1 protein-coding gene is annotated in these 1,066 nt (G+C 70.8%); it reads right to left on the bottom strand.

From position 1 onward, the window contains the following. A partial coding sequence (locus AB0J04_RS46265) for an ISAs1 family transposase (RefSeq protein WP_363174755.1) occupies positions 1-935 on the bottom strand: 935 nt, incomplete at its 3' end. Between the last annotated feature and the right edge of the window lie 131 nt (positions 936-1,066).

The following is a 1,066-nucleotide window of genomic DNA, read 5'->3' as shown; positions in this document are numbered from 1 at the left end:
GTATCGAGGCTGGTGACGGCGTAGACCGTCTCCCGGGTCTGCCGCTTGCCGCTCTCCTGACGGCGCCGGTGGATGCGCAAGGCCAGCCGCGCTTGCGGGAAAGCGATCCCGCCCAGGTTCGCCGCGATGGCCATGGTCTTGACCGAGCGGGACTCCCGTCGGCCGTGCCCGGTCCCGGAGACGGTGTGCGCCACGGGCACCTGTTCCCACGGCAGGGCCTTGAGCTGGGCCGACGCGGTCGGCTGGTTTCCCTTGATCACCGCGATGCAGTGGGCTTTCTTCTCCTGCACCAGCCGGCGCACCTGGTCCTTGACGCTGTGCAGGGCGTCGAAGGTGACCACGGTGCCGGTCAGGTCGAGGGGTTCCAGCAGCGGACGGAAGGCGGCCGTCTCGTTGGTCTTGGCCCCCACCTCCCGCTGGGCCAGGGTGACGGTGGGGGCGTGGGTGACGGCGGACAGCAGGTGCCGGTGGCGCTGTTGTCGGTGCGCGGAGCCGGACAGCGCCTTGCCGTCCACCGCGATCGCGGGCCGCGGCGCAGAGCCGGTGATGACGTCGGTGTGGTCGTGTCCGGCCAGGTAGGCGCCGATCACGGCGTCCAGGGCATCGCCGTCGAGGGCGGCCAGGAGCCGGGTGAAGGTGGCCTGGGACGGGGCGCGTCGACGTCCGGGCAGATGGCGGCGGATGCCGAGGTGTTCCAGCACTGTGGTGGTGGCGCGCTGTCCCCACTCGGTGATCTCGGTGATGGTCCGGGCGCCGGAGACGACTGCGCAGGCGCAGATCAGCAGCAAGCCGACCAGGGGATACCACCGTCCGCGACGTGAACGCGGGTCGGGTACGCGCTGGAGGTGGGCGCGCAGGCGGCCGGTGTCGTGCTGGTGGAGGGGGCCCAGTTTCGCCAGGGCGGCAGGGACCGGGGAGGATGGAGCGGCAGGCACGGGACCTCGATGTGATCAGCTGGCGTAGACACCCTGATGATCACCGGTCTCGTGCCTGTGCTGTTGCTGCGTCAACTCCCGCCGGACGCAGACGATCTACGCGATCCCGGAACTTGCAACCGCCCTGCCCG

Origin of the sequence: Streptomyces sp. NPDC050263 (assembly GCF_040655955.1) — a bacterium.
Taxonomy (GTDB): domain Bacteria; phylum Actinomycetota; class Actinomycetes; order Streptomycetales; family Streptomycetaceae; genus Streptomyces.
Note: the sequence above shows the minus strand (reverse complement) of the source record. Positions and strands in the feature narration are given on the sequence as shown.